This is a genomic window from Bacillus sp. RB3, from assembly GCF_030164735.1.
GTDB lineage: Bacteria > Bacillota > Bacilli > Bacillales > Bacillaceae_G > Bacillus_A > Bacillus_A cereus.
In genome coordinates this window covers 1-2,367 of the sequence record NZ_JASNGE010000083.1, presented here as the reverse complement: position 1 = coordinate 2,367, position 2,367 = coordinate 1, and the positions used below count along the sequence as shown (strand labels likewise).

The following is a 2,367-nucleotide window of genomic DNA, read 5'->3' as shown; positions in this document are numbered from 1 at the left end:
CTGTGAGAGTAGGACGTCGCCAAGCAACTTTAAGACGAGTCAGAATGACTCGTCTTTTTTGTGTTTTATAACTTCTTTTCAAAGCTAAATATTTTGAAGTTCTGCTCATTTTTTAAAAGATTTTTGAGTACGTAGCTATATAAGTTTTATTCAATTTCTTTCGTGATTTTTGACAGGTAATTTAAGATTTTCTATTTTATTTCTTAAAGATAGAATTCATTGGTATGTTAAAATAGTACAGTTGTTTTTGATGTACTTTAATATAAGAAGATTTAAGTTAGAAAAGGAGATAATATGAAAAAGATAAGTATAATTACTATAGTAGTCTTAGTCCTGCTAGTAATCGTGTATATGTTAGTTGGAAATTATTTTTATAACTATGCATTAAATGCGAAACAAGAAAAGGAATTTTTGCAAGATAGTCCTCATTTAGTGGAAACGGTAAATGCGTCGGGAGATGTATTGGCTGCAAATGAAGAAAAGAATGCAAACTTCGTATCGAAGTATAAACCTAACACATTAACTATACGTTCTTTCGATAAATTAAATTTAAAAGGTTATGAATATATGAATGAACCATCTAGTCATAAATGGGCAATTGTAGTTCATGGATATAGTGGTAGAGCATCAGAAATGACGAAATATGTTCGTAACTTTTATGAACAAGGCTATAATGTCATAGCACCAGACCTTCGTGGGCACGGAAATAGTGAAGGGGATTATGTTGGTATGGGCTGGCATGATCGTAAAGATGTGTTAATTTGGATTCAACAAATCTTAAAGAAAGACCCTAATGCTGAAATAGCTCTATTTGGTGTTTCAATGGGCGGGGCAACTGTAATGATGACTTCAGGAGAAGATTTACCTTCTAATGTTAAAGTTATTATTGAAGATTGTGGATACTCAACTGTTATTGATGAATTTACTTATCAACTAAAAGATTTATTCCACTTACCGAAGTTTCCTGTTATGAATGCGGCAAATACGGTTACTAAATTAAGAGCTGGGTATGATTTAGAAGAGGCCTCAGCTGTAAAACAAGTAGCGAAAAGTAAAACACCTATGCTGTTCATTCATGGGGATGCTGATACATTCGTTCCTTTTGAAATGTTAGATGAAGTATATAATGCTGCAAAAGTAGAAAAAGAGAAATTAATTGTTCCAGGTGCTGGACATGGGGAAGCGGAGAAAGTAGATTCGAATAAATATTGGAATACTGTATGGAAGTTCGTAGGGAAGTATATTCCGGCATAATTAAAGTTGTTGCATTTATATAGACGATAATCGGAGGGATAATAGTTAATCCTTTTGATTATCGTTTTTTTGTTAATTAGGTATTCTGCTATAAGTGTATTTTTGTATGTACTATATGAAGGAGGTAGAGCAAAAACTTTTGAATTCCTTAATCTCAGTGCTACAATGATTGAAAACTAAAAGTTAATGAGGTGTTTCTATGAAAATTGAAGTTTGGTCAGATTTTGTATGCCCATTTTGCTATATTGGGAAACGTAGATTAGAGATGGCTTTAGAGCAATTTCCGCATAAGAAGGATGTTGAAGTTGAGTTTAAAAGTTTTGAATTAGACCAAAATGCTCCAATCTATTCTGGGACAAGTATTAATGAAGTACTTGCATCAAAGTATGGAATTAGTATTGAAGAAGCTAAGCGTAATAACGTACAGCTAGGAAATCATGCAGCTAGTATGGGTTTAAGTTTTAATTTTGATGAGATGAAGCCGACGAACACGTTTGATGCGCATCGTCTTGCGAAGTTTGCAAAGGATCAAGGAAAAGAAAAAGAGATTACGGAAAATCTACTTTTCGCATACTTCACTGAATCGAGAAATTTAAGTGATGTGGATACACTTGCTACTATCGCTGAAGTTTCAGGTTTAGATAAGCAAGAGGCTTTAAATGTTATTAATGATAAAAATGCGTATGCAAATGATGTTAGAATTGATGAAGCGATTGCTCAGCAATATCAAATTTCGGGAGTACCTTATTTTATTATTAATCAAAAGTATGCCATTTCAGGTGCACAACCACTTGAAACTTTTGTTGGTGCACTTCAGCAAGTGTGGGAAGAAGAGAATCCTGCACCTAAGTTACAAGAACTTTCTTCAGAGGGTGGAAGCGATCTTTCTTGTACTGATGGAAGTTGTTCGGCGCCGTCGAAAGAGCAATAGTTTTTATAATAGAGTAGTACCCCATAGATAGTTCTGTGGGGTGCTTGTATATAACTATAGAAGAAATACATAAGTGAAATCTATAAAATATAAAGTTTTTTAAAAAACGTATTGACGATTATACTTTAGAGGTGTAATATAGAACAAGTCGCCGATGACAATAACATCGCAAGCGACAAACT

The 2,367-nt window shown here is 33.6% G+C and carries 2 protein-coding genes; both read left to right on the top strand.

Annotated features, from left to right (window positions below; all coding sequences use genetic code 11):
• The first annotated feature begins 294 nt into the window (after positions 1 to 294).
• The gene (locus QO049_RS30385) at positions 295 to 1,254 is read left to right on the top strand and encodes an alpha/beta hydrolase (RefSeq protein WP_246961772.1); all 960 of its coding nucleotides are present in this window, start codon (positions 295 to 297) and stop codon (positions 1,252 to 1,254) included.
• Positions 1,255 to 1,453: 199 nt separating this feature from the next.
• Positions 1,454 to 2,185, top strand: coding sequence for a DsbA family oxidoreductase (locus QO049_RS30380; protein ID WP_000687938.1), 732 nt, complete (start codon positions 1,454 to 1,456; stop codon positions 2,183 to 2,185).
• The last annotated feature ends 182 nt before the right edge of the window (positions 2,186 to 2,367 follow it).